This is a genomic window from Actinomycetota bacterium, assembly GCA_035536535.1.
Classification (GTDB): domain Bacteria; phylum Actinomycetota; class JAICYB01; order JAICYB01; family JAICYB01; genus DATLNZ01.
The window spans coordinates 1-21,864 of sequence record DATLNZ010000006.1; the positions used below are offsets into that span (position 1 = coordinate 1).

Annotated in this window: 25 protein-coding genes; 12 read left to right on the top strand and 13 right to left on the bottom strand. The window is 69.4% G+C overall.

Annotation, left to right across the window (positions count from 1 at the left end; translation table 11 throughout):
- On the top strand, nt 1-611 hold a 611-nt coding region (locus VNE62_00395; protein ID HVE90749.1), incomplete at its 5' end, for an isocitrate/isopropylmalate family dehydrogenase.
- On the opposite strand, the gene VNE62_00400 is transcribed toward VNE62_00395, so the two are convergent.
- Together VNE62_00400 and VNE62_00405 are read right to left on the bottom strand one after the other, a co-directional pair.
- Nucleotides 608-1,477: a methyltransferase domain-containing protein gene (locus VNE62_00400; protein HVE90750.1), complete on the bottom strand. Its 870-nt coding sequence runs from the start codon at nt 1,475-1,477 to the stop codon at nt 608-610. The genes VNE62_00395 and VNE62_00400 overlap by 4 nt on opposite strands.
- A 32-nt stretch (nt 1,478-1,509) precedes the next feature.
- Nucleotides 1,510-3,096, bottom strand: a complete 1,587-nt coding sequence (locus VNE62_00405) for an MFS transporter (GenBank protein ID HVE90751.1) — start codon at nt 3,094-3,096, stop codon at nt 1,510-1,512.
- A gap of 103 nt (nt 3,097-3,199) precedes the next feature.
- Here VNE62_00405 and sdhC point away from each other — a divergent pair, with 103 nt between their 5' ends.
- From sdhC to VNE62_00430, 5 genes are read left to right on the top strand one after another with little or no spacing between them, the layout of a single operon-like run.
- Entirely contained in the window at nt 3,200-3,601 is a 402-nt protein-coding gene (gene sdhC, locus VNE62_00410) for a succinate dehydrogenase, cytochrome b556 subunit (protein ID HVE90752.1), read from the top strand.
- A 2-nt stretch (nt 3,602-3,603) separates the two neighbouring features.
- Complete coding sequence (locus VNE62_00415; GenBank protein ID HVE90753.1) at nt 3,604-4,002, top strand: succinate dehydrogenase hydrophobic membrane anchor subunit; 399 nt, start codon at nt 3,604-3,606, stop codon at nt 4,000-4,002.
- A gap of 3 nt (nt 4,003-4,005) precedes the next feature.
- Entirely contained in the window at nt 4,006-5,766 is a 1,761-nt protein-coding gene (gene sdhA / locus VNE62_00420) for a succinate dehydrogenase flavoprotein subunit (GenBank protein HVE90754.1), read from the top strand.
- Nucleotides 5,766-6,464 (top strand): succinate dehydrogenase iron-sulfur subunit, encoded by a 699-nt coding sequence (locus VNE62_00425; GenBank protein ID HVE90755.1) that lies wholly within the window; start codon nt 5,766-5,768, stop codon nt 6,462-6,464. The genes sdhA and VNE62_00425 overlap by 1 nt, the downstream gene beginning before the upstream one ends.
- Before the next feature lie 26 nt (nt 6,465-6,490).
- The gene (locus VNE62_00430) at nt 6,491-6,997 is read left to right on the top strand and encodes a peptidylprolyl isomerase (GenBank protein HVE90756.1); all 507 of its coding nucleotides are present in this window, start codon (nt 6,491-6,493) and stop codon (nt 6,995-6,997) included.
- 6 nt (nt 6,998-7,003) lie between these two features.
- Here VNE62_00430 and purB read toward each other — a convergent pair whose 3' ends face one another.
- The 6 genes from purB to VNE62_00460 all read right to left on the bottom strand — a co-directional run bounded on the left by purB (nt 7,004) and on the right by VNE62_00460 (nt 11,138).
- The gene (gene purB / locus VNE62_00435) at nt 7,004-8,302 is read right to left on the bottom strand and encodes an adenylosuccinate lyase (protein ID HVE90757.1); all 1,299 of its coding nucleotides are present in this window, start codon (nt 8,300-8,302) and stop codon (nt 7,004-7,006) included.
- A gap of 78 nt (nt 8,303-8,380) precedes the next feature.
- Nucleotides 8,381-8,764 carry a hypothetical protein gene (locus VNE62_00440; protein ID HVE90758.1) on the bottom strand — a complete coding sequence of 128 codons (384 nt, stop codon included), beginning with the start codon at nt 8,762-8,764 and terminating at the stop codon, nt 8,381-8,383.
- Nucleotides 8,748-8,945 (bottom strand): helix-turn-helix transcriptional regulator, encoded by a 198-nt coding sequence (locus tag VNE62_00445; protein ID HVE90759.1) that lies wholly within the window; start codon nt 8,943-8,945, stop codon nt 8,748-8,750. Before VNE62_00445 ends, VNE62_00440 begins: the two co-directional genes overlap by 17 nt.
- 65 nt (nt 8,946-9,010) lie before the next feature.
- Entirely contained in the window at nt 9,011-9,469 is a 459-nt protein-coding gene (gene purE, locus VNE62_00450) for a 5-(carboxyamino)imidazole ribonucleotide mutase (GenBank protein HVE90760.1), read from the bottom strand.
- The gene (gene purD / locus VNE62_00455; GenBank protein ID HVE90761.1) at nt 9,466-10,728 is read right to left on the bottom strand and encodes a phosphoribosylamine--glycine ligase; all 1,263 of its coding nucleotides are present in this window, start codon (nt 10,726-10,728) and stop codon (nt 9,466-9,468) included. The genes purE and purD overlap by 4 nt, the downstream gene beginning before the upstream one ends.
- Nucleotides 10,729-10,769: 41 nt before the next feature.
- Complete coding sequence (locus VNE62_00460; GenBank protein ID HVE90762.1) at nt 10,770-11,138, bottom strand: hypothetical protein; 369 nt, start codon at nt 11,136-11,138, stop codon at nt 10,770-10,772.
- A 100-nt stretch (nt 11,139-11,238) separates the two neighbouring features.
- On the opposite strand from VNE62_00460, the gene VNE62_00465 reads away from it, so the two are divergent.
- A complete protein-coding gene (locus VNE62_00465) occupies nt 11,239-11,457 on the top strand; it encodes a hypothetical protein (protein ID HVE90763.1) in 219 nt (72 codons plus the stop codon).
- A 59-nt stretch (nt 11,458-11,516) separates the two neighbouring features.
- On the opposite strand, the gene VNE62_00470 is transcribed toward VNE62_00465, so the two are convergent.
- Nucleotides 11,517-13,847 (bottom strand): family 78 glycoside hydrolase catalytic domain, encoded by a 2,331-nt coding sequence (locus VNE62_00470; protein ID HVE90764.1) that lies wholly within the window; start codon nt 13,845-13,847, stop codon nt 11,517-11,519.
- 138 nt (nt 13,848-13,985) lie between these two features.
- On the opposite strand from VNE62_00470, the gene VNE62_00475 reads away from it, so the two are divergent.
- Nucleotides 13,986-14,693, top strand: a complete 708-nt coding sequence (locus VNE62_00475) for a hypothetical protein (GenBank protein ID HVE90765.1) — start codon at nt 13,986-13,988, stop codon at nt 14,691-14,693.
- A gap of 141 nt (nt 14,694-14,834) precedes the next feature.
- Here VNE62_00475 and VNE62_00480 read toward each other — a convergent pair whose 3' ends face one another.
- Nucleotides 14,835-16,007 carry a MarP family serine protease gene (locus VNE62_00480; protein HVE90766.1) on the bottom strand — a complete coding sequence of 391 codons (1,173 nt, stop codon included), beginning with the start codon at nt 16,005-16,007 and terminating at the stop codon, nt 14,835-14,837.
- Between the two features lie 33 nt (nt 16,008-16,040).
- Nucleotides 16,041-16,895 (bottom strand): PAC2 family protein, encoded by an 855-nt coding sequence (locus VNE62_00485; GenBank protein ID HVE90767.1) that lies wholly within the window; start codon nt 16,893-16,895, stop codon nt 16,041-16,043.
- Between the two features lie 21 nt (nt 16,896-16,916).
- On the opposite strand from VNE62_00485, the gene VNE62_00490 reads away from it, so the two are divergent.
- Nucleotides 16,917-17,666, top strand: a complete 750-nt coding sequence (locus tag VNE62_00490) for an alpha/beta hydrolase (GenBank protein HVE90768.1) — start codon at nt 16,917-16,919, stop codon at nt 17,664-17,666.
- Nucleotides 17,667-17,670: 4 nt separating this feature from the next.
- Here VNE62_00490 and VNE62_00495 read toward each other — a convergent pair whose 3' ends face one another.
- The gene (locus tag VNE62_00495; GenBank protein ID HVE90769.1) at nt 17,671-19,260 is read right to left on the bottom strand and encodes a SpoIID/LytB domain-containing protein; all 1,590 of its coding nucleotides are present in this window, start codon (nt 19,258-19,260) and stop codon (nt 17,671-17,673) included.
- Between the two features lie 30 nt (nt 19,261-19,290).
- On the bottom strand, nt 19,291-19,884 hold the full coding sequence (locus tag VNE62_00500; GenBank protein ID HVE90770.1) for a sigma-70 family RNA polymerase sigma factor: 594 nt from the start codon (nt 19,882-19,884) through the stop codon (nt 19,291-19,293).
- Nucleotides 19,885-20,041: 157 nt separating this feature from the next.
- On the opposite strand from VNE62_00500, the gene VNE62_00505 reads away from it, so the two are divergent.
- From VNE62_00505 to VNE62_00515, 3 genes are all read left to right on the top strand, one after another.
- Nucleotides 20,042-20,434 (top strand): hypothetical protein, encoded by a 393-nt coding sequence (locus VNE62_00505; protein ID HVE90771.1) that lies wholly within the window; start codon nt 20,042-20,044, stop codon nt 20,432-20,434.
- A gap of 21 nt (nt 20,435-20,455) precedes the next feature.
- Nucleotides 20,456-21,496 (top strand): phosphotransferase family protein, encoded by a 1,041-nt coding sequence (locus tag VNE62_00510; protein ID HVE90772.1) that lies wholly within the window; start codon nt 20,456-20,458, stop codon nt 21,494-21,496.
- Between the two features lie 216 nt (nt 21,497-21,712).
- Nucleotides 21,713-21,835 (top strand): hypothetical protein, encoded by a 123-nt coding sequence (locus VNE62_00515; GenBank protein ID HVE90773.1) that lies wholly within the window; start codon nt 21,713-21,715, stop codon nt 21,833-21,835.
- Nucleotides 21,836-21,864 lie beyond the last annotated feature (29 nt).

The following is a 21,864-nucleotide window of genomic DNA, read 5'->3' on the forward strand; positions in this document are numbered from 1 at the left end:
ACTACGCGATCGAGCACGGCCTGCCGTCGCTGACGCTCGTGCACAAGGGCAACATCATGAAGTTCACCGCGGGCGCCTTCCGCGACTGGGGATACGAGCTGACGCGCAGAGAGTTCGCCGGACAGGCCATCGGCTGGGACGACTGCGGGGGCCGGGCCCCCGACGGACAGGTCCTGGTCAAGGACGCCATCGCGGACATCACCCTCCAGCAGGTCCTCACCCGCCCGGAGGACTTCGACGTGATCGCCACCATGAACCTCAACGGCGACTACCTGTCCGACGCCCTGGCGGCCCAGGTCGGCGGGATCGGCATCGCGCCCGGGGGCAACATCAACTACCTCACCGGTCATGCGGTGTTCGAGGCCACCCACGGAACCGCTCCCAAGTACGCGGGCCAGGACAAGGTCAACCCGTCGTCGGTGATCCTGTCCGGGGTGATGATGCTGCGCCATCTTGGCTGGGCTGAGGCCGCCGAGCTGATCGAGAACGGCATTGAGCGCGCAATATCGGAGTCGGTGGTGACCTACGACTTCGCCAGGCTGATGGACCCGCCGGTGGAGCCGGTGTCCTGCAGCGCGTTCGGACAGGCGATCGTCGACCGGATGAGCTAGCAGCTGGTCGCGCGGTAGGAGCGCAGCACCCCCGCCAGGGCGTTGCGCGTCTCGGCGACGGTGAACCCCGACTCCCGCAGAGTCCCCAGGGTCTCGCGGTCCAGCCGGCAGCTTCCGGTCCGGCGGTACCACCCGGGCCCGGCCTTGCGCTGGGCCTCCGCGACGCGGCGGTGTCTGGCGACGACGTGCTCGGCCCCCAGCAGCACCCCTTCGGGCTTCAGGGCCCGGCGCAGTTCGCCGGCCGTCGCCTTCTGGTCGTCCACGCTGCACAGCACGAGCGTCGCGACGACCGAGTCGAACGTGGAGTCGCGGAACGGAAGCTGTTCGGCTCTCGCGCAAACCAGATGCGCCCTGGTGCCGCGGCCCGAAGACCTCAGGTAGCGCAGCGACTCCAGGTCCGGGTCCAGCCCGACTGGTCGGAGGCCCGGCGGGAAGTGGCGGGTGTTGCGTCCGGTTCCGGCTCCGAGGTCCAGCGTGCGTCCCCGGGCCTGGGCGAGCAGCGTCCGGCGCCACCTCGAGAATCCCACCGCGTCGATAACTCCCAGGGCGATGTCGATGGACCGGGGCGGGGTAGCCGTGCGCTCGACCGGCAGCCCCTGCTCTGTCCAAGCCGACAACCCCCCGGACAGAACCCACGCGTCGGGACGGCGCGCCGCCGCAAGCACCGCCCGGGGGCCGTGCTGGCAAACGAAGACAACAGGCCTGGCAGGTTCCGGCAGCGGACGAAGGCTGCCCAGCGGCCGGTGAACGGACCCGGCGATCCGTCCCTTGCGCACCTCGGCCCCCGTCCGGACGTCCACCACCTGCACGTCCCATCCCTCGCTCAATCGCCGTGCGAGCTCGAGGGGATACACCGGCTGGCTCACGCGGCGAGACTACAACCGCGGGCCGGACGCGTTCACACCTCCGGCGGGCTGATCTCGTCCAGGGCCTTGCCCTTTGCCTCCGGGAGGTGGGGGATCAGGAACAGTCCGACGAGCAGAGGCGCCACCGCCGTCAGGGCTATCGCCCGGCCTATCGAGCCCAGCGGCCCGGCCAGGTACCCGGCCAGCAGAAGGCCGGCGACCGACCCGGCCACCGATGCGATGAGAAGCGAACCGCCGGCCGTTCCGCGGACCTCCGTCGGGAACATCTCCGTGTTGAAGGAGGCGAGAGCGGGGGCCGCCAGGGCCGCGGCGGCCGTCGACACCAGCAGCGTCACGCCCAGCGTGAACCCCGACGTCAGGAAGAAGATGGCGTCGGTCACGGCCATGACCAGCAGCCCGGCGATTGCCGCCGGCCTGCGGCCACGCGACTCGGCGACGCGCCCGCCGGCCCACACCGCTATCAGCGCCGGCAGCGCCTGGGTCGCCGCCCGAAGGAGCAGGATTCCCGTCTCGGTGTACCCGCGCTCGACGCTGAGGTAGCGGTTGGTGAACTGCGACGTCGGGGCGAAGAACATGTTGAGCAGGAATCCCGTGGCGGCCAGCAGGGCGAACCGGCCCCCGTAGATCCGATCCACTACCTCCCCCGCGTGGCCGCGGACCTCGCGCCGGACCAGCTGGGCGAACCTCGACGACTCCGTCAGCCTCCGCGACAGTCCCGGGACCAGCAGCAGCCCGAGTCCGCCGATCGCGAACAGCGCGCGCCAGGCCTCGGAACCAAGCTGCGCCACCGGAAGCAGCAGGGCCCCGAGCACGAACCCGAGGCTTCCGGCCAGGCCCGCCGCGGCGAGCGCGTAGGCGCGGCCTCCTTCCGGCGCCTCCTCGGTCACGGCTATAAAGGCGACGACCGTGGCGAGGTTGACGCCGCCGCGGACCAATACCTGCAGAGCCCCGAGGACGGCGAGGCTCGGCGCCAGGGCGCTGGCGAGCGATGCGGCGCAGGCGCACACGGTCGCTGCGATGACCAGCCGCCGCCTGCCGATGCGGTCGGCGAGGATGCCCCCTGCCAGAGCGAGCAGGGTCCCCACGCGAGTGGCCGCGGTCGCGACCCCGAGCGCGGCGTCGTCCGCGCCGAAGGTGTGCGCGATCGGGTCCACGGCCTGCGTCAGAAGGGAGCCGCAGTACCCGGTGACGGCCAGGACGAACCCCAGCGTCGCCAGCGCCCTGGCCTGGTGCGCCGACATTGCCTCCGGGGGAGCCCACTTCGGGCGCCCGGGCTCCGACGGTTCGGGCCGGTCCTCCAGCCGGGCCCCGACGCAGGCCGCCTCGTGTGCGAGCTGGCGCCGGATGTGCCGCCGGACGGCCCGCCGGAACAGAAAGCCGAAGTAGGGAAGGTCCAACGAAACGCGCGCCTCGAGGTCCAGTCGTGCGCCGCCGCCGTCCCCTGCCACCGTCGCCCGAGCCAGCACCGGCTCCACGATCGATGCCGGCAGCATCCACTCCGTGCGGCCAGGCGAGCCGCCGGTGACGGCGAGCACCCGCTCCGCCGGCGCCGTCAGGTTTTCCGACAGCCGCACGACCTGCTCGACTTTCGACCTGCGTCGCCTGCTTCGGGTCGCCATTTCGGGTCCTCCGAGGGCCTCAAGCGGCCCAGCGTAAGGGACAAAGTGCCTGCTCCCGCGCCCATCGAATAGGATCGACTGACCCCGCCAAGGAGGCTTGTAGATGGCAGTTGGATCTGCCGCGACGCGGCGCGACCGGCCCACTCCCTACAAGGGAGAGAGCGGGAACTTCATGTGGGTCCTGCACCGCGTAACCGGCATCCTGGTGCTGTTCTTCCTGTTCCTGCACGTGGTCGACACGGCCACGATCCTGTGGGGGCCCGAGATCTACAACGAGGTTGTCGAGATCTACAAGAACTTCTTCTTCCGGGTGTTCATGGAGGTCCCGCTCGTCGGGGCGGTCCTGTTCCACTCGTTCAACGGGCTGCGCGTGCTGGCGATCGACCTCACGAACTGGGGGGCCCGGCGACAGAAGGAGCTGTCCGTGGCGGTGCTGGTGGTAACTCTGCTGTTCTTTGTCCCGTCGGCGTACATCATGCTGCGCCCCGTCCTCTTTTCGGGCTGACCGTGGCCATCCGGACCCAGAACGTCACCCGCAGGCCCCCTCAGGTCCGCCAGTCGTTTCAGCTGTGGACGTGGCTTTTCATGCGCCTGTCCGGGGTCGTACTGCTGTTTTTGGCCCTCGGGCACCTGGCGATCCAGCACATCTTCAACGACGTCGGCGACCTGTCCTTTGAGGTCGTGGCGCAGCGTTGGTCGGGCGGGTTCTGGAGGACGTGGGACTGGCTGCTGCTTGTGCTGGCTCTGCTTCACGGGACCAACGGCGCGCGGACGATGATCCACGACTACATCCGCAAGCCTCGCCGGCGGATAGTGGCCCTTGCCGTCCTGTACACCGCCTTTCTGATGACGATCGCGCTGGGATCCATAGCAATCTTCACCTTCAACCCCGACGCTTTCGGGTAGCCGATGGACACCACCCCCACGGTTCACCGCCACAAGTTCGAGACCGTCGTCGTCGGCGCGGGCGGAGCCGGCCTGTACGCCGCCATGGCCGCCGCCGAGGGCGGCCGGTCGGTGGCGGTTTTGTCGAAGTTGTACCCCACCCGGTCCCACACCGGCGCGGCCCAGGGAGGCATCGGGGCGGCGCTCGCCAACGTGGAGGAGGACCGCTGGGAGTGGCACATGTTCGACACGGTCAAGGGCGGCGACTACCTCGTCGACCAGGACTCCGCCGAGATCCTCGCGCGCGAGGCCGTGGAGACGGTGTACGAGCTGGAGCACTTCGGGCTCCCGTTCTCACGGCTGCCCGACGGAAAGATCGCCCAGCGCAAGTTCGGCGGCCACACTTACAACTTCGGCGAAGGACCTGTCCACAGGTCCTGCTACGCGGCCGACCGTACGGGTCACATGATCCTGCAGACGCTGTTTCAGCAGTGCATGAAGCGACAGGTCACCTTCTTCAACGAGTTCAAGGTGCTCGACCTCATCGTGTCCCACGACGGACGGTGCACCGGCGTCGTCGCTCTGGAGATAGCCAGCGGCGACTTCCACGTCTTCCACGCCAAGGCTGTGTTCTTCGGGACGGGCGGCTTCGGGAAGATGTTCAGGATCACGTCCAACGCCCACACGCTGACGGGGGACGGCAACGCCGTGGCCTACAGGCGCGGCGTCCCCATGCAGGACATGGAGTTCTACCAGTTCCACCCGACCGGCATCTACACGCTCGGGATCCTTCTTTCTGAGGGCGCGCGGGCCGAGGGCGGGATCCTTCGCAACGAAAGCGGCGAGAGGTTCATGGAGCGCTACGCGCCGACTCTGCTCGACCTGGCCCCCCGGGACATCGTCTCGCGGTCGATGTTCCAGGAGCTCAAGGAGGGACGCGGCTGCGGTCCGAAGCGCGACTACCTGCTTCTGGACCTCACCCACCTGCCGCCGGAGGTGCTGGACGAGCGGCTGCCGGACATCACCGACTTCGCCCGCACCTACCTGCGGGTCGAGCCCAAGTCCGAACCGGTGCCGATTCAGCCCACCGCGCACTACGCGATGGGAGGCATCCCCACCGACAACGACGGGCGGGTCTGGAAGGACGGGCACAGCGTGATCTTCGACGGCTTCTACGCCGCCGGCGAGTGCGCGTGCGTGTCGGTGCACGGCGCCAACCGCCTCGGGACCAACTCGCTGGTGGACATCCTGGTGTTCGGCCGCCGAGCCGGAAAGCACATGGCGCGGTACGTCGCCGAGGCCGACTGGCCCGAGCTGCCCAGGGGGGCCGAGGACCAGGCGGTCTCGCTGGTGGACGGGATTCTGTCGCGGCAGTCAGGGGAGCGTCCGGTGGACATCCGCGAGACGCTGCAGGACGAGATGAACGACAAGTGCTTCGTCGTCCGCAACGAGCCCGGACTGAAGGAGATGGACGCCAAGGTCGCGCAGTTGCGGTCGGCGTTCGCCAACGTGTTCATCCAGGACCGGGGCCGGCTGTTCAACACCGACCTCGTGGAGTGCCTGGAGCTGGGGTTCATGCTCGATTGCGCGCAGACGACGGTCGTCGCCGCCCTGGCGCGCCAGGAGTCGCGGGGAGGGCACTACCGCGAGGACTTCAAGGAGCGCGACGACACCCGGTTTTTGGCGCACTCGCTGGCCTTCCCCGGCGAGAGCAGCGACTCCGTGAGGATCGACTACAAGCCCGTGCGGATCACGAGGTTCGCCCCGAAGGAGCGCAAGTACTGATGCGAGTGACGCTGCGAGTCCGCAGGTACAACCCCGAGGTCGCCCGCGACCCCTGGTGGCAGGACTTCGACCTGGAGTCGGATCCCCGCGCCCGGGTGCTGGACCTCCTGCACCAGGCGAAGTGGTACCACGACGGCACTTTGACGCTGCGCCGGTCCTGTGCTCACGCCGTGTGCGGGTCAGACACGATGATGATCAACGGTCACAACCGCCTGGCCTGCAAGGTCCTGGTGGAGGACGTGGCTCCCGTCATCGTCTGCGAGCCCATCCGCGGGCTGCCGGTGATCAAGGACCTGATCGTCGACATGGAGCCCTTTTTTCGCAGCCTGGAGTCGGTCAAGTCCTGGCTGATCAACGAGGAGCCCCCTCCGAACTCCGAGCGCCTCCAGAGCCCGGAGGAGCGGGAGCGGTTCGACGAGGGCACGAAGTGCATCCTGTGCGCGGCCTGCACGACCTCTTGCCCCATCTTCTGGGCCAACGACGAGTACGTGGGTCCGGCCGCGATCGTCAACGCCCACCGCTTCACCTTTGACTCCCGCGACCGCGGGGCGGCCGAGCGCCTGGAGGTCCTGGCGGACCGCACCGGCGTGTTCAAGTGCCGCACGACGTTCAACTGCACGAGCGTGTGCCCGCGCGACATCCCCGTGACCGAGCTGATCCAGGAGATGAAGCGCGCCATCACCTTCGGCAAGATCTGACGCCCCCCACCCACAAGGAGACATCCATGTCGCAGCAGAAGCCTTCGCCCCCGTCCGGGACGCTGGACACCTCAAAGTCCTGGACCGCGACCATCCGCACCGACAAGGGCGACGTCCGGGTGGAGCTGTTCGCCTCCGACGCGCCGATGACCGTGGAGAACTTCGTGAACCTGTCCCGCAGCGGCTTCTACGACGGGACCACCTTTCACCGCGTCATCCCGGGGTTCATGGCCCAGGGCGGGGACCCCACCGGCACGGGCACCGGAGGGCCCGGCTACAAGTTCCGCGACGAGTTCAGCACCCGGCGTCACGACTCGGCGGGGGTGCTGTCGATGGCCAACGCCGGACCGGGGACCAACGGCAGCCAGTTCTTCATCACCTACGGGCCCACCCCTCACCTGGACGGCAAGCACTCGGTTTTCGGCAAGGTCGTGGACGGCATGGACGTCGTCGAGTCGATCCCCGAGCGCGACCCTTCGCGCGCCCGGGAGCCGGGCGAGAAGATCGTCACGATCGACATCGAAGAGTCGTAGGCCTGTCTAAGGCAGGTTCAGCGACTCCAGGCGGTCGAAGACGACGTCCAGCCTGGAGAGGAACCGGCTTTCGTCGAACACGGCGTCCAAGTCGACGGCCTCCGTTGCGCGGGGGTCCTCCTTGAGCACTTCCAGGTAGGGACGCTCCTCCTCCCAGGATGTCATCGCCGCCGACTGCACGATCCTGTAGGCGTCGTCGCGCTCCATGCCCGACTCAATCAGCGCCAGCAGCACGTGCTGCGAGTAGAACAGCCCGAAAGACAGCGCCATGTTGGCGCGCATGCGCTCGGGGTACACCGGCATCCCATCGACGATTCGCGTGATGTCGGCGAGGGCGAAGTCGCACACGCAGGACGCGTCCGCAAGCGCCACCCGCTCGACCGACGACTGGGACATGTCCCGCTCGTGCCACGTGGCGACGTTCTCCCAGCCGGCGTGCGCGTAACCGCGCAGCAGGCGCGCCAGTCCGGACAGCCGCTCGCACCGCCAGGGGTTTCGCTTGTGCGGCATCGACGAGGAGCCTTTCTGGGCTCCCTTGGTGAACGGCTCCTCGGCTTCCCGGACCTCCGTGCGGGCCAGGTGCCTGATCTCCACGGCCAGCCGCTCGATGGACGACCCGATACCGGCCAGCGCCGCGAGGTACTCCGCGTGGCGGTCGCGGGTGACGATCTGGCTGGGTGCGTCCTCGGGACGCAGGCCCAGCAGCGACAGCACATCGGCCTCCACCCCAGGCGGGACGCTGCCGTAGTTGCCTACGGGCCCGGCCATCTTGCCGACGGCGATCCTGCGCCGGACCTCGGCCAGCCGCTCGCGGTGGCGCGCGAACTCAAAGGCGTGGCCGGCGAGCTTGGCGCCGAAGGTGGTCGGCTCGGCGTGGATGCCGTGGGTGCGCCCCATGCAGACGGCGTCCCGGAACTCCAGGGCCCGCCGCCGCAGGACCGACGCCAGCCCGGTGACGCCGGCGAGCATGAGGTCGCACGAGTCGCGCAGCGCCATTCCCTGTGCGGTGTCCACCACGTCGTAGGACGTGAGCCCGAAGTGGATCCACCGGCCGTGCTCGCCGCACGTCTCGGCCACCTGGGACACGAACGCGACCACGTCGTGATGGACTTCGGCCTCGATCTCCGCGATGCGCTCGGGGTCGATGCGGGCCGAGCTCCGGACCGCATCCGCCGTCCCCACGGGAACCTTGCCCACGCGCTCCCACGCCTCCAGGGCGGCCACCTCGACGTCCAGCCACCTGCGCAGGCGTTCGCCGTCGGACCACAGCCGCCCCATCTCCGGACGCGTATAACGCGCGATCATGCGCTCATCGTATGCGGCGGAGCTGGCCGCACGAATTGCCTCAGCAGCGCCGCCCAGGCGAAGGTCGCCGGCTCCGATCTATCGGCGGCGGCCCAGGACGACCGTCGCCAGCAGCTGGACGGATACTCCGACGAGGGCGACGATGCCGAACTTGCCCATGCGGGGCTGGAATGCCAATTCCCACACGGCTCCGACCAAGGCCACTGCGATCATGGCGTAGTAGGACATCTCCATGGCACTTCGACTGATGGAGCGCTGGCGTTCATCGCCTTCGCCCCGCACCAGCGTCGGCAGTTCCCGGTCTCTTCCCCACACATTCAGGACCACTACGAGCCCCACGGCGAAGATCAGCGGGAACAAAATGCTGATCCAGTCCCGGCCTCTCATCGCGGAGATCACCGCCAGCACCATTCCGGTGGCGACTCCGAACGCGGGGGTCACCCAGCTAGTCCTCGTCCACATTGAAAACCTCCTCCACTGTCTGGCCGAAGAAGCGCGCCAGCCGGATCGCCAGGGGAAGCGAAGGGATATAACGGCCGACCTCGATCGAGTTGATCGTCTGCCGTGACACCCCCAGTTCCGCCGCGAGCTCTCCCTGGGAAAGCCCCTTCTGGGTCCTCAGCTCCGCGATTCGGGTGCGCACGTGTAAAGCTAGCTTGTCAGCGCGATCCTGTCAAGCGAACTTTACAGACGGGGGCCGCGAATCGGCTAGACCTCCGACTGCTTGCGCCTGAAGTCGGCGAAGCGCTCTGCCAGCTGCGGGTCAGCTGCCGCCATGATCTGCACCGCCAACAGCGCCGCGTTCTGGGCGCCGTTGACCGCCACACATGCGACCGGCACCCCCTTGGGCATCTGGGCGATGGCGAGCAGCGAGTCCAGACCCCCGAGGCCCCCGGACTGGATCGGGACCCCGATCACCGGCTTGTGGCTCGCGGCAGCCACCACGCCCGGCAGCGCCGCGGCCATCCCGGCGCCACAGATGTAGACGGCCACCTCCCTGGTCTCGGCGTCCTTGATGTACGCCATCAACGCCTCGTGCTGGCGGTGGGCGCTTCGGACGTTGATCTCGCACTGGACGCCGAACTCCTCGAGGGTCGCGTGCGCGCGCTTCATGACATCCATGTCTGACTCGGATCCCATCAGGATCGCGACGAACGGCTGGCTCATGACACTCCCTTCGCGATGTCGGTTCTCATGTACTTCCCGCGCATGCCGATTCCGCCCGCGGCTTTGTATGCGCGGTCACGGGCTTCCGGGATGGTGGTACCCAGGGCGGACACGCTGAGCACCCTCCCCCCGGAGCTCACGAGCCGGCCGCCGGTCTCTTCAGTCCCTGCGTGGAACACCACCACTTCCCCGGACGACACCTCGGCGATCCCCTCCACCGGCACCCCGGTCTCGTAGGGTCCCGGGTAGCCCTCCGAGGCAACGACGACGCTGACGCACGCGGTGTCGTTCCAACCAAGCTTGTAATCCGACAGGTTCCCCTCCACGGCCGCCAGCATCGCCTCCGCGAGGTCCGAGGACATCCTGGGCATCAGCGCCTGCGTCTCCGGGTCGCCGAACCGCGCGTTGACCTCAATGAGGTACGGGTCGCCGTCGCTGATCATCAGCCCCGCGTAAAAGCACCCGCAGAACCGGCTTCCCTCCTCATTCAGGCCCTGCACCAGGGGCCGGATGATCCGGTCCAGGGCCGCCTGCCGTGTCTTGGGGGCCAGCCAGGGGACCGGTGAGTACGAGCCCATCCCTCCGGTGTTCAGGCCAGTGTCGCCGTCCCAGATGCGCTTGTAGTCCTGGGCGGGGTCCAACGGAAGGATCGTCTCTCCGTCGGTGATGCAAAGCATCGACGTCTCGCGGCCTTGCAGGAACTCCTCGATCACGACGCGGCTGCCGGCCCCACCGAAGGCGCCGCCGCGCATCATCTGGTCGATCACCTCGGTCGCGCGAGGGTGGTCCTCGCAGATCAGGACGCCCTTTCCGGCGGCGAGCCCTTCGGCCTTTACGACGACCGGAGGAGACATGGTCTTCACGAAGTCGCTGGCGAGGTCGGGATCTTCAAAGGACTCCCCCCGGGCCATCGGCACCCCCAGGCGGGCCGCGAGGCTCCGGCAGAAGACCTTGCTCCCCTCGATCCGGGCTGCCTGTGCCCGAGGGCCGAACACCCGCAGCCCACGGGCCGCGAGCTGGTCGGCGAGTCCGGCCACCAGCGGCGCCTCCGGCCCGATCACCGTCAGGTCGATGCGCTGCTCCTCGGCGAAAGAGACCAGCCCCGCGACGTCATCGGCCGCGATCGGGACGAGGGAGGCGACGCCGGCCATCCCGGGGTTGCCGGGCGCCGCATACAAGCGTTCTACCGTCGGGTTCTGGGCCAGCTTCCACACGAGAGCGTGTTCCCGGCCCCCGGACCCCACCACGAGCAGTCGCATGCGCCGACGCTACCTAAAGCCGGAGACGTCCGGAGGGGCGCCTAGTAGGGGTGGACGCAGGCGCTGTAGCTGCCGCCGGCGGCGACGCTGCCGGATGCGTGGTGCTTCGGCACCCGGACGAAGCCGACCGGAGTCGCTACGTCCAGCCCGGTCTGCGCGTACACCTGGACCCCGCTGGGCGATCCGTCGGCGTAAAGGTAGCCGGGGCTCCACGTCACCCCCGCGAGGGAGCCGGACTGCTCGTGGCCGGTCCAGAGGTGCTGGGTCGAGGCGCGGACCCCGGAGCCTCCGGACGCGAGGCTCACCTGGCTGTCGGGCGCCGTGGGTGCCGGACAGTGAGCCGCGTGCGCGGGAGCAGCAACGAGCACGGCGGACAGGGCCACGGTGGCGAGCAGCAGTCTGCGGGGCATGTCTCACAGTTCGACGGCTACAGCCGCGTTCCTTCCGGGGCCGGTGGGACCCGGCAAACCGGACTTCTCGCCCGGCGGCGGGAGGGTTTAGGCTGGGTCCGTGACTGCCAAGTCGATCTTCAAGCGCCCCAAGCTCGCGCTGATGCTGTTCGGCTCGGCCTGGGTGCTTATCCGAAAGGCGATGCGCAAGTCCGCCGGTTCGTCGTCGGCCCGCACGGCGGGCGACACACCTCCCGCCAAGCAGCCGCTGCGCGGAGAGGACCTCGCAGAGGAGGCGTCCATGGACTCCTTCCCCGCGAGCGACCCTCCCTCGTACTAATCGCTCAGCGCTTTCTGCTGCCGCCGTGGCGCCTCCGCCCGATCCCGCGCGGGCACACGTCACAAGGAGTTCAGGCCGGGACTGAGGTCGAGCGAACGATCGGGCAGGTGAAGGGTCCCCGATGATCCGGACGGAAGGACGATCCGTCCGCTCACCTCCTGGTCCCGGGCCAGGTCCACCTCCACCGGCCCGAGCGGTGTCGGGACCCGTCCGGCCAGGCGCATCAGGGGGCCGAACCACGGCCGCACCTCGACGGTCGTCCATCCCGGCGAAAGCGGCCGGACCCCCAGGACGTGGCGCGTGAGGTCGCAGACCGGCGTGGACGACCAGCCGTGGGCATGACTGAAGCGCGCGCCCTCACCGGGCCAGAACTCCCAGAAGGAGCCGTCGCCGGAGTCCAGGAACCCTTTCCAGCGGCGGAGCGACCCCAGGAGCAGGTCGTGACGTCCGGCGCGCGCGAACGCCTGGTGGAGCCAGTGCGCGAAGAAAGTCTGGGTGCCCAGGACGTGGACCCGAGGATCGAAGCCGGGCGGGTATCCCCACGCCCGGAGGGAGTCCGGGTCGAACACCGGATCGCGGACGCGGGAGGTGTCCGCTACCTTTCCGAGCATCTCCGCGGCCTCGGCCCCCTGCACCACGCCGGCCAGCACCGACATGGCGACCGCGTGCTGCGTGGACTGGACATGCTCGACGTCCTCGGTGAAGACGCCCCGGCCGGCGTCCCGGAAGGCCCGCATGCCCGCCCGCAGGTCGTCCGCACGGGCCCGGCTCCTTCCCGCGGATGCGACGTCCCCCACCACGCGGGCGAGCGCAGCGTGGTCCTCCAGAGCGCACACGAGCAGCCCCTGCAGCGAAGCGATGGGTCCTTCCGGCAGCGGGCACCAGTCGATGAACACCCACCCGGGGACGGGTCCGAGGACGCCGTCGCCGGCGAAAGCCATAAACCAGTCCAGGACCGGATCTGCTTTGGGGAGCAGTTCCGCGACGATGCCCGCGTCGCCCGTGTGCTCGTAGAGACGGGCCAGCGCACGGATCCAATGAAGGGAGAAGTCGGGGATCGTCAGCGGGTGGGCGGCGAGGTCGCCCGCGGCGACCATGGGCAGCAGCCCGTCCGTCCGCTGCTCCCACGCGGCCAGCCGCAGCGAGTGAACCACCATCGACGGATCATCCGTCGCGCAGAAGGTGACCAGGGTGTGCAGGTACGAGTCGCCGACCCACGTCCGCTGCTCGCGGCCGGGACAGTCCACGAACGCGTCGGTCGAGCACAACCTCAAAGTCCGGACTCCCACCCGCCACAGCCGCTCCAGGACCGGGTCGTCGCTCGCGAACGACCCTGTTTCGGTCATCCCGTGGATGCGCTCACGCACCCGGGCGCCGGTGACGCGGGCCGCCGCCGAGGCCGACACGAACAGGTATCGCAGGCCCATCGCCTCAAACGGCGCGACGGTCTCGCCGTCCCCCCGGCACACCCGGACGTGGGTCCATTGGCGGTCCACGTCCGCGGGGTCGTCTCCGGACAGGCCCTCCGCGCATCGCAGCGTCACCACGCAGCCCGGCGTCGCGTCGACGTCCACCTCGACGAGCCCCAGGACCATCTGTCCGAAATCCACGACCAGCGCCTCGCCGTCCGGCAGGTCCGCCGGCAGCCTCGCCGCGATCCGGGGGCCTAGGCGACCCCCCCGCGCGTACAGAGGGTCCACCGGAAGCGACTTGGACGAAGGCGCCGGCAGGTCGCCCACCGTCGCGGCGCGCATGACCGCGGACGCCTCGACCACACCGTCCGTCGGCGCCGGCAGCGGACTGGGCCGCACCAGCGTGAAAGGAGGTCCCGGCACGGCGCCCGCGAGGACGACCGCCGGCGACCACTCCGCCCGATCCGTCGCCGTCACCCGCTCGTTCGGGGGCGCAAAGGCCAGAGGAGGTCCGGACGACCAGCCCGGCTTCGACGTCAGCCACTCCTCGCCCGTGTCGAGCACAGGGTTGTCCAAAGCCTCCAACAGGAACCCGCCGCGTCCCAGCTCGCCGAAAGCCGGCGCGGGTCTCCACCACGGCCCCTCGTGCGCGTAGTGACGGACCACCACCTCAACGAGGTTGGACCCCGCCCGCATCAGGGGGCCGGCGTCGAACTCGTCGAAGAACAGGGTCCCCGGGGGGGAGCGCACGGGCCCCCGCGACGCCTCCCGGCCGTTGATCCACAGTGCATATCGCCCGTCGGCCGTAACCCTCACCGGAAGGCGCCCGGGCGCCCGGTCCAGGACGAGCTCTCGCCTGAACCCCGCCATCTCGTCGCGATGATGCGGGTCCGGCTCGGGGGCCGCGGCGAGCCAGACGACCGGAGGACGGCGGTTCCAGATCCACCTTGCCCGCCAGTGCGCCGGCCACCGCCCCAAGGTCTCCTCCAGCGACTACAGCCCGTCCGGCGCCGCCAAGTGCCGTGGCCGCGGCCGGTATGTCCCCTATGATGCCCGGGGCAGGCTGTGCAATTTTGGCCTGCACGTCCCCTGGGAACGAAACGGCGAGAGGAAGACATGCGCAAGCTGCTCACCATCACTGCCATCGCACTTCTGGTTCTGGGCGCCTGCCGTCCGGACGACACCGAAGAGACGTCACGCCGGACGACCAGCCCCCGCACGTCCGAGACCCCGGACTCGACTCCACCGGGCACCGACTTTGCTCTCGAGGGCACCATCCGCTACACCCTGAGCCCCTCGGCGGCCACCACCGGCCGTACCGATCTGGACGATGACCTGGACGCCACAGACGACGCATCGTCGCCCAGAGCGACCGGCGCGGCCGGTACCGACGACGACGAGGAGGCGGCCGGGTTCGTCGTGGTCGCCAGCAGCGTCGACTCGCCGCTACAGGCCTGTGGTTTCGAGAACAACGACCAGATAGCCGTCTACTACGAGGGCCCGTCGGTCTTCGAGCCCGAAACCGTCGTGGACAACGCACGTTTCCCGCAGAGCTTGGCAGGCCAGCGCGTGGCTGTCACCGGCGTGCTGCTCGAGCTGGCCGGCCAGTGCGTCCTGGAGGCGCGCCAGGTCCAGGTCAACCCGGCCGCTCAGGCAAGCGGCAGCCCCCGCGGAACCCTGCGCCCCGGCACCACCGCCACCCCGCGCACCGGAACCGGAACCCGCACCCCCACCCCAACCCCGCGCCGCACATCCTCCCCGACAGCAACAGTCCGAGTGACATCAGCACCAACCACAGCCCCAACGGCTGACGCCACCCCGTAGATCAAGCGACCAAAGAGCCCGGCCCCCCCACGGGAGCCGGGCTCTTTCTTTTCTCAACGAACGCATCACCCAACGAACGCACCGACGCGCCAGGGACCAACCCCCACAAGGGGTGGGATGCGCACCGACCCCAGCCCAACCCTAAGCCGCACAAGGCCCAGAGCTAACAGCTGCACTCCGGCCCTGCGCCTCCCGAACCCGCGGCAAAACCTCAGTAGAAGTCAGCGCGTAACCCACATTGTCGTCGGTCGTGGACGCCGCGAAGATCACGCCGATCACCTCGCCCGAGGGCCGGACGAGCGGCCCCCCCGAGTTGCCTTCTCGGACGGCGCCGCTGAGCTGGTAGACGTTGCGGCGCGTGGTGTTGCGGCCGTAGATGTCGCGTCCGGTGGCCTGGAAGGTCCGCAGGACCGCGGCCGGCGCCGCCTGGAACGGGCCCCCGCCGGGGTAGCCCAGGAACGCGCCCTGCGTGCCGCGGTCCGCTGCCGCGGGCGCGATGGGCAGAGGTCCGGCGGCCAGCCCGGACGTCCGCAGCACCGCCACGTCGAGGCTGGGATCGAACAGCATCACCTGCGCCCTGTGCCGGCCCTTGGCGTCCTGGACGGTGATGCTCCCGCTCATCCCCGCCACCACGTGGGCGTTGGTCACCACCAGTCCCGGCGCGGCCACGAACCCCGACCCCGTCTGCACACCACCGCATGCCGGGCCGAACACGCGGACGGTCGCCCTGCCGGCGGCGGCAACCGCGGCACGCACCGCGGGATCGGGCGGCAGAGCGACCGGGGGAGCCGGTCCCGGTTCGAGTCCCTCGAACACCTGGGGGAACTTCGACGTGTCGATGAGCTGTCCGAGCCGGGCCAGGACCGTCGGAGGTCCGGGAAGCCTGTCCTCCAGGGCGCGCACGATCGCAGAGCTGTGGATCGCCGATGAGATCGTCTGCGTCGGCCCTTTGGACAGCAGGACTGTGAACAGCCACACAGCGGCGAGGGTCGCGATGGCGGCGAAGACGGCGCCGAGAAGGGCGTCGGCGACCCCCAGCCTCAGCTCCTGAAGCGTTTTCCAGGCATGGGTGCCCAGGGTGCGTCCGAACATGCCGCCGATCAGCCCCGAGATGAAGAAAACGGACATCGACACGAGCGCCTTGCTCTGCTGCGTCTGGACCATCCCAGCCGCCACCGTGGCCAGGGCGGCGCCGGCGACGAAGCCTCCGATCAGGCCCCCGAAAGACAACACCTGGATGGCCGCGCCCTGGGTTACGCCGTGCGCGACGGCCGCGACCAGCAGCAGGATTATCGCCACGTCGATCAGCGACATCAGGCGATGACCGGTTCGGTGCGGCTCACGCCGCTACTCGTCGTCCTTCAGGTGCTTGAGGTACTGCTCGAACTCGGCCGCAAGTTCGTCTCCGGAGGGGATTTCCTTGGGTTCGGCGTCCGAAGCCCGCTCCAGCTCGGCCACCTGGGCCACGACGTCGGGATCGGCCTCCACCGCCTCCGCCACCTTCTTCTCGTACGTGCGGGTGTCCTCCTCCAGCTCGGATGTGTCCGCTTGAAAGGAAAGCAGCCGCGACAGGCGCCGGATGAGCTCCAGCGCCGCCTTGGGAGAGGGGTTGGCTTGCACGTAGTAGGGGACCTGGGCCCACAGGCTCGCCGACGGGATCGACGCCATGCCGCACGCGTGGTGCAGCACGGACAGGATCCCGGCGGGGCCCTCGTAGGTCGATTGTGCGAACCCGAGCCGGCGCGCGAGGTCCGGCTCATAGGCGGTCCCCGTCACCTTCACCGGCCGTGAGTGCGGGACGTCGGACAGAAGCGCGCCGAGGGTGATCACCATCTCGGTCCCGGACGCGCGCGCCACGTCGATTACGGAGTCACAGAACGTCCTCCACTTCGTGGACGGCTCTATCCCCGACAGAAGGACCGCGTCTCGTCCAGTGCCCGGCATCTCGGCGTGGAAGAACGACGTGGTCGGCCACTCGATACGGCGCGTGATGCCGTCCTCGAGCACCACGTGCGGGCGTTGGACGGTGAAGTCGAAGAACTCCTCCGGGTCGATGGAGGCGTAGGCGCTGGCGCCGAAGTGCTTGCGCAGGAAGCCGAGCGCGAGCGAAGCCGCGTCAGCGGCATCCGTCCACCCCCGGAACGCGGCGATCAGCACGGGCCGCCGCAGTGAGGGCCGCGACTGGTACGCGACGACCTCCATAGGCAACGATGCTATCGCGCCATGCCGGAGTTCGGATCGTTCGACGCCACGCGGCTTCACTACGACATCGAGGGCGACGGCCCGCCGGTGGTGCTGCTGCACGGCTTCGCTTCGACGTCGTTCATCAACTGGGTGCGTCCGGGGCTCGCGAAGGCGCTGACGGCTGCTGGGCTGTCCGTGATCATGCCCGACGCGCGCGGGCACGGCCTGTCGGACAAGCCGCACGCCGTGGAGGCGTACACGGGAGAGGCGATGACGCGGGACTGCTCGGCTCTCCTTGACCACCTGGGCCTGGATTCGTGCGCGGTCGCCGGTTACTCGATGGGGGCAAGGACCGGGCTCGCGCTCGTCCTGGACGACCCCCGAATCAACCGCGCGGTGCTGGGCGGCACCGGGGACAGGCTGCTCAACCCCCCGAACCCGGACCGCGAGCTGGTGGCGTCGGCGCTGGAGACTGACGACCCCGGGTCCGTGACGGATCGCACGGCCCGCGGGTTCCGCGACTTCGCGGACCGCACGAAGGCCGATCGCTTCGCGCTCGCCGCCTGCTGGCGGGCCGGTCGGCGGAGGTTCTCCCACGAGGAGCTGGCGAAGATCACTTCGCCGGTCCTGGTCCTGGCGGCGGAGGGCGATCCGGTGATCGGCTCACCGCAAGCTCTGGCCCGTGCGATTCCGGGGGCCGAACTGCGGCTGGCTCAAGGGACGCACCTGAACGTGATCAACTCCGCCGCCTACCGCGACGCGATGGTGGAGTTCCTGTCGCGGGATTGAGTCCTCAGCGCAGCCGAAGGCGGTCGGCAGACACCTTCACGGCTCCAGCCAGGCACACCACCGCCAGGGCGATGAGGCTCGGGGTCTGGGACGACGCCTTCCGCAGCGGGGGATCGGGGCGGACGGCGACGGGCTGCGGCGGCGGGGCCGCCAGGTCGGTACCGGCCTCGACGGGCACAGGGGCCGCCGGCTGCTCGGGCGGCGGCGGCTCTCCGGTCGAGATCTTGACGTCGAACCAGGCCGACGGCAGGCCAAGCACCTCCATGAACTTGATCCCGGTCATCTCCACGCTGCCGCGGCTGCCGGTCAGCCGCATCTTGCGCACGCGCGGCGAGTCGCCTCTCTGGAGGATTTCCACCGACTGCAGCTCGCCCGGAACCCCCGCAGCCGCAGACACCTGAGCGGGGTAAAAGGTCCGGTTCCAGCGCTTGATGTTCGCAAACGGGTATTCCACCGCACTCAGGTAGGGATGGGCGTCGCGGCTTCCGTTTCCGTAGATGAGGCCGTGCGTGTCGGTCTTGCCGCCGCCGTTGCCGTGGTACATGGCCAGGATCGCCCGTCCTCCGTGGGTGAGGATCTCGCCGGACGTGGCCCTGGTTGCCGCGACCATGGACGGCTCCTCGCCGTCATAGCCCAGGTACACCTGGCAGGCCCCGGTCGGGCAGATGTCGAAGCCGTTGACGTGGTGCTTGGAGTACCAGGTCCGCGTCGCCTCGGCCAGGGACCGCGAGGCGACGGCCAGCACCTTCAGTCCCTCTACGGGCCACCCGGCCCCCTTCTCCTCGGCGATGCCCTGCACGTAGCTCTCCATGTCCACGTGGTTGACCGCCCACAGCGACCCGGACGTGGCTGAGTACCTCATCTCGAAACGGCCGCGGTACCGGTAGCCCGTGGTCTCCAGCCGCGTCAGCGCCGGCGACCCCTTGGGGACCACCCACACGGGACGCGTGGTCGTCCCGGGCTGGCGCCCGGGAGGCGACGGCTCCTCGGGCGGGTCCTCCGTGGGGGCCGGGGAGGGCGAGTCAGACGGCCCCGGCAGTGGCGACTGGGCCGGAGACGACGTGGGTGTCGGCGACGGGGACGGATCAGCTTGCGCAGCGCCCACCACGTTGGTCGCGCGGACCGTGTAGTTGCCGCCCGCGTAGGCGATGACCACACGCGCTCCTGCCGGCATAGCCAGGGGGAATCCGGAGCCGGCCCGGCCCCCGGGAGGGGCGTCAGAGACCGTGCCTCCCTCAGGCAGGACCACCGCGTGCTGGTTGGACGACGCCACTCCCACCCTTATCGGGGCGCTCGTCTTGCCGTAGACGGCGCCCTTGTAGAACAGCCCGAGGATCTTGCGGTACGGCCACCCGGCGCGCGCCTGGCCCTGGACTCCGTCCATCGCCAGTCCCATGCCGTGGGCGGCTCCCTGGCCTTCGATCACCACCGCGCGCTCTCCCGGCCTGGGGACAGCCGGTGCGGGTGTGGGGCCGGCTGCGGGAGCCGCCCGAAAAGCCCGCGCTGAGGCCCCCGGCGCATGGGCGGCGAAGGCCGCCGAGGCGAGGGTCAGGGCGAGGCAGCACAAGGCCGCGGACAGCCGGGATCGGAACATCGGGGGAAGACTAGCAGCCGGGGTGCAGATCTACGGCTTGGAGTCGGGGTCCGCCGCCTGCAGCTCTGCCCTGAGTCTGCGGCGGGCCCTGGCGGCGAGGCTCTTGACGCCGTCCAGGGAGGAGTCCAGCCTCCTGGCCACCTCCGACGACGGCAGGTCGAACAGGTACAGCAGCTCAAGAACCTCGCGCTCGCGCGGCGCCAGCGACTCCATCACCTGGGCCATCGCGATGCTGTCGGTCCGGCGGCCAATCTGATCCTCGGCCGCCCGGCCGGCGGCCGGATCCAGTCCCGCCGGCACCGACGGCCGCCTGGAACTCGCTCTCCAGCGGTTGCGGACGGCGTTGCCGGTGATCGTCTTGAGCAGCGGGGGAAGGCTCGTGTCCGGCGACAGGGACTCCCGGGACCGCCATACCCGAAGAAGGACCTCCTGGACCACGTCCTCGGGCTCAAAGTCGCCGGAACCCGCCCAGGACGCGATCAGCCGCCCGTACTCGGACATCAGGCGCTCCAGTGCGCCATGGTCGCCGCTGCGCAGGCCGTTGACGATCTGGGTGTCGCCCGGGCGGACGCCGCCGGCGCGCTGGGGCGAAAGTGCCGCCTGAGCTGCGGAAACGCCCGGCATCCGGCCTCCTGTCGCAGGCACGTCGAGTGGCAGGGTCCTGCCCCGTCACCCGAATAAACGCAGCCGGAGGGGGCAGCCGTCGCGGAATTGGGTAGGAATGCCGTGACACCTTCCCCCCGGGGGCGGGGTTCGTTGGGGTGAGAGGAAGGCGTTACCCGTGGGCGGAATGCAGTTCAAGCGCCATCAGCTGCCGGTTGGAGACGACGTGGTTCCGGTTCTCGTCGCCAGCGAGAGCGGCGAGCCGAAGGCCGTCTTCATGAGCTACGAGGCCTTTTTGGAGCTGGCCGCCACCCTCTACACGGCGATTGAGGCGCTCAGGGTGTCCGGCATCGACCCGGGCGAGGTCTTCGCGGACGAAGACGCGGACATGCTGCGCGAGGCCGTGGATCCGTCCGATGCCGAGGCCTACCTGTCCGCGGTCCCCGACCCGGACGACAACCCAGCGGGGGAGTCCGGCGAGGCCGTCCTGAAACAGATCTTCTCCAGCGACGACGAATCCTTCACGATTCGCGACACAAGCGACGACGAACCCACCCCGGACCCCCGGTAGCCGTCACGCGATAATCCCCGGATGGACGACCTCGTCCCCCGGCAGGGACTGTCCCGCTTTCTGGACGAGCGATTCGGCGCCTCGGACCTCCCCCTGGACGTCTCCCGCCTCGGGGAGGGTCACTCGAACCTGACCTTCCTGGTCACGAGGGGCGAGAGGCAATGGGTGCTGCGGCGTCCTCCGCGCGGCGAGATCCTGCCCTCGACGCACGACATGTCCCGGGAGTTCAGGGTGATGTCCGCTATCGAGGGCGCCGGGCTGCCGGTGCCCGTCCCGCGTCCCATCGCGATGTGCGAGGACACGTCCTACATCGATTCGACCTTCTACCTGATGGAGCCGGTCGAGGGCGTGGTCGTCCGAGACGAGATCCCGGACGTGTTCGATTCCCCGGAGAGCCGGCGTGCGTTGGGGGAAACTCTCGCGGACACTCTCGCCGCCATCCACGAGGTGGACTGGCGGGGAGCCGGGCTGGAGGGCTTCGCGCGCAAGCCCGGGGAGTTCCTCGTCCGCAACCTCGTGCGGATGCAGCAGCTGTACGACCTCGTCCGGGGCCGTGACATCCCGGAGATAGACCAGCTGGGGGACTGGCTGCGGGCACACGCTCCGCAACAGCGGGAGTCGACGCTGACCCACGGCGACTACAAGCTCGACAACGTGATGTTCGCGCCGGCGCCGCCGCCGCGGATCGTGGCCGTCGTCGACTGGGAGATCTCCACGGTCGGCGACCCGCTGGTGGACCTCGGCTGGATGCTCTACTTCTCGCTGGAAGCGGGCGACCCGGCCGGCGGCTTCGTGAGAACGATCGCCACTCAGGCTCCCGGCTACCCGACAAGGGCCGAGCTGGCCCAGCGGTATGCGAAGACGTCCGGTCGCGAGATCGACAACCTCCGCTTTTACGCGGCTCTGGCCGGGTGGAAGATTGCGATCATCATGGAAAGCTCCTACCGCCGGTGGCTGGACGGGATGGCCGACGACCCGATGTTCGAGACGCTGGACGAATACGTGCCGAGCCTCGCGCGACGCTCTCTGGACGTCATCTCGGGGGCGGTGGGGGTCGAGTAGAACTCAGCGGTCGCCGGTTCGCGGCATCCTCACCGACGCTCCGTTCGAAGGCGGGGAAAAGAAAGAACCGGGCCCTGGGGAGGCCCGGTTCTTACGCTGCTGAGGGGGTGCGCTCACCTGTAAGAAACGCAGAGGTCCGCTCCAGCCGTCGCCCCGGCCCCCCTTCGGTTCTCGCACGAAGGGTTTCGCGGGACCCCCGGCGGGAATGAACGCCTCATGGGCTGGATATTCAGACAGTTGTTCAGGGTCGTCATATCGACCATCGCAGTGCGCGTGATCAGGCAGTTCATGGGCGGCCGGCGCCAGACCCCCGAGCTTCCACCCGGCCGCCGCAGCTGACGCCTTCGGCGCAAAGAAAGAACCGGGCC

Coding starts and splice junctions, on each gene's coding strand:
- VNE62_00405 (HVE90751.1), bottom strand. CDS start 3,096: ATGGCGACCCGAAGCAGGCGACGCAGGTCGAAAGTCGAGCAGGTCGTG.
- sdhC (HVE90752.1), top strand. CDS start 3,200: ATGGCAGTTGGATCTGCCGCGACGCGGCGCGACCGGCCCACTCCCTAC.
- sdhA (HVE90754.1), top strand. CDS start 4,006: ATGGACACCACCCCCACGGTTCACCGCCACAAGTTCGAGACCGTCGTC.
- VNE62_00425 (HVE90755.1), top strand. CDS start 5,766: ATGCGAGTGACGCTGCGAGTCCGCAGGTACAACCCCGAGGTCGCCCGC.
- VNE62_00430 (HVE90756.1), top strand. CDS start 6,491: ATGTCGCAGCAGAAGCCTTCGCCCCCGTCCGGGACGCTGGACACCTCA.
- purB (HVE90757.1), bottom strand. CDS start 8,302: ATGATCGCGCGTTATACGCGTCCGGAGATGGGGCGGCTGTGGTCCGAC.
- VNE62_00440 (HVE90758.1), bottom strand. CDS start 8,764: ATGTGGACGAGGACTAGCTGGGTGACCCCCGCGTTCGGAGTCGCCACC.
- purE (HVE90760.1), bottom strand. CDS start 9,469: ATGAGCCAGCCGTTCGTCGCGATCCTGATGGGATCCGAGTCAGACATG.
- purD (HVE90761.1), bottom strand. CDS start 10,728: ATGCGACTGCTCGTGGTGGGGTCCGGGGGCCGGGAACACGCTCTCGTG.
- VNE62_00460 (HVE90762.1), bottom strand. CDS start 11,138: ATGCCCCGCAGACTGCTGCTCGCCACCGTGGCCCTGTCCGCCGTGCTC.
- VNE62_00475 (HVE90765.1), top strand. CDS start 13,986: ATGCGCAAGCTGCTCACCATCACTGCCATCGCACTTCTGGTTCTGGGC.
- VNE62_00480 (HVE90766.1), bottom strand. CDS start 16,007: ATGTCGCTGATCGACGTGGCGATAATCCTGCTGCTGGTCGCGGCCGTC.
- VNE62_00485 (HVE90767.1), bottom strand. CDS start 16,895: ATGGAGGTCGTCGCGTACCAGTCGCGGCCCTCACTGCGGCGGCCCGTG.
- VNE62_00490 (HVE90768.1), top strand. CDS start 16,917: ATGCCGGAGTTCGGATCGTTCGACGCCACGCGGCTTCACTACGACATC.
- VNE62_00495 (HVE90769.1), bottom strand. CDS start 19,260: ATGTTCCGATCCCGGCTGTCCGCGGCCTTGTGCTGCCTCGCCCTGACC.
- VNE62_00500 (HVE90770.1), bottom strand. CDS start 19,884: ATGCCGGGCGTTTCCGCAGCTCAGGCGGCACTTTCGCCCCAGCGCGCC.
- VNE62_00510 (HVE90772.1), top strand. CDS start 20,456: ATGGACGACCTCGTCCCCCGGCAGGGACTGTCCCGCTTTCTGGACGAG.
- VNE62_00515 (HVE90773.1), top strand. CDS start 21,713: ATGGGCTGGATATTCAGACAGTTGTTCAGGGTCGTCATATCGACCATC.